The sequence below is a fragment of the Methanoregula sp. genome (assembly GCF_002835825.1).
Classification (GTDB): Archaea; Halobacteriota; Methanomicrobia; order Methanomicrobiales; family Methanospirillaceae; genus Methanoregula.
Genome location: NZ_PIZH01000299.1, coordinates 1 through 2686 on the forward strand (window position 1 = coordinate 1; position 2686 = coordinate 2686).

The window sequence follows — 2686 nt, forward strand, 5'->3', positions numbered from 1 at the left end:
TAGAAATAGAGAAAAATGAGTTCATTGGCAATGAGCAGAACGAGATAGACCTCGGCCCTGTTGCCCAGGATATCACGATTCGGGAAAATACCCACAGGGATAATGGAAAATGAACCCGTCCCTCAGGAATCACCGGCTTCAGAGGTACCTGGGATGGTATCCGAATCGATCTCAACGAGACATACCAAATTGAAGAACTCAAAATCCATCCGGAGCAACCACAATATGAAGGAAAAACATTCTACAACTATCTCGAAAATATCCTGATATCGGAGAATAGTTTCAGCGGAAACGGGGGTTTTGGGCTTCGTGTTACCCATGCACCGCTGAAAGGACTTGTCGACGCACGCCGGAACTGGTGGGGATCGCCTTCCGGCCCGGTGAATTCCTTATCAAATCCCACAGGAACCGGAAATGCGGTAAGTTCCTTTACCCGTATCTCTCCCTGGTACACCAGTGCAGGAAAAACAGCAACGCAGTCAGCTGCATCTGGGGATAATGGGATGCTTTCGGTAAGTCACGTCAGCCCGGGTAATTACCCGACCATTCAGACTGCTATAAATGCAGCATTGTCCGGAGACACGGTCAAGGTATACCCGGGCACCTACGATGAGCGCATTATCATCAACAGATCAATTACCCTCCTTGGTGCAACATCGGGAGTATCCAAGAAAGATTACATTGTACCAACGAACTATGCCTACGATGAGTCAAAAGAGAGCATCATCAGCCCGTCTTCCGTTGCGGATGTGCCGGTAGTCCAGATCTGGAATTCTAAGGTCACCTTCGATGGGTTTATCGTGAAATTTATCCACTCAACGGAATATCCTGAGCCATATCCGGTAACCGATCTCATCTCCATCAACAACCAGAGTAACGAATACACGGATGTCCGGATAGTGAATAACGTGGTCGGTCCAAATACCAATCTCCTGTCCCAGAATGGCAAACAGGGCCGTATGGGGATCGTTGTCCCCGGCCCACGGAAAAAAGTAGTACAATCCCTGACAATTGCCAATAATAAAATATTCAATGCAACCGGAGACGGATGCGGAATCCTGCTGCTTGGTTCACAAAATATCGGAACACCGGCACTTGCAGCAGTATATGAAGGTTCGATAATCGACAATAATACGATCTCAGGCAACCACCGGTCGGGTATTGAACTTTCCGGGGGGGTCCAGGGTAGCGCAGACACGGCTGGCCACTTCAGGATCACAAATAACAACATCACCCATAACGGCTGGAATAATACCGCTGATAAAAATACTTTGAAGTACGGAAATGGAATTATCCTCATAAGGATTGGATCCGACATTACTACCTACAAGCAACAATTTTCCTCTGCATGGGGGCCCCGGTATGTGGATATTGACAATAACCTGATATCTGAGAATGAGAAAATTGGCATCTATATCGGTCCGACAAACCAGGACATCACGATTAAGAACAATATCCTCTCAAAGAACGGTGCCGGAACCAATGGCTATTCTCTCTGGGATGGCGTACGGGTCGACCTCGATGAGAGTTATCACGGCGCTACTGACAAGAATTACGGAAACCTGACAAACATCGTCCTCAAGGGCAACGACATCATCAACAACGGCGATTACGGCGTCCGGGTGATCCAGACCCCCACGCTGGGATCCATCGACGCACGGAACAACTGGTGGGGCAATGCAAGTGGCCCGAGGGAGCTTTCAAAGAGTTCGACGGTTATCGCAAGCAATGTGAGTGACAATGTCCTGTTCTCCCCCTGGTATACCAGTCCAGCCAAGTCCGGCGCAAGTACCCTGCCTAAACCCATGGCAACCTTCACCGTGGACAAGGTTGAAGATACGGTCCCGGCAAAATTCTCCTTCGATGCCTCGGCAAGCGAGAGCCAGAGTAAGAGCACTATCACGTCCTATCAGTGGGACTATGGCGATGGAAATAAGAGTGCTGCATCGAAAAGCCCGCTCTCGTCATGGACTTATGAAGTCGCTAAAGTCCAGACAATTACGCTCACGGTCAAGGATTCCAATGGCATGACCAATACGACAACCCGTCAGGTAACGGTGATTGCAAAGAAAGAATTTATCCCGATAACCTTCAATGGCACAACGATCTCCGGAACAACGGGGAAACAGGAGATCACATTTGTTTCTGCAAATCTCAATGGCACGATGACAAATACAACAAATACGGTCACGATTGTTGATCCAGGAAATGGCTGGGACCAGATGATCGTGAAAGGGAACACTTCCGGTACTGCCGGAACGACGGTCACCGTCCAGAATATCACGGAAGTTGTCTTATCAAGCAAGCCCGTTGTTACCCAGCTTGACACGACTGCCACGGGCCCCGGGGAGGTCACTACATCAATCCAGCTTTCCTTAAAGGAACTCGCGAATGCACCTCTCCAGGTGGAAGTGACCCAGGGTGCAAATGATACGGTTTCCAATGCATTCCAGCTGGCAGCCGGATCAGATAACAAAGTCGACGCCGTTGCCTACACCATGATCATAAAAGGATCGTCGCTCATCAATTCCAACCTGTCAGCCTCCACGGAACCCGTTGTCCTCAATATGAGCGTAAGCGAGAGCTGGGTCAATTCAAACGGGGGAATCGGGGCCATGAAGGTGATACGGTTCTCCGATGACGGGGCCACAAAGGAAGTGCTGGACACCCAGTATATCTTTACCGC

Annotated in this window: 1 protein-coding gene; it reads left to right on the top strand. The window is 49.5% G+C overall.

Translation table 11 applies throughout. The features are described 5' to 3' along the window. Nucleotides 1-503 precede the first annotated feature (503 nt). Nucleotides 504-2686: PKD domain-containing protein (locus CW742_RS10105; RefSeq protein ID WP_292419963.1), on the top strand; the 2183-nt coding region annotated here is incomplete at its 3' end.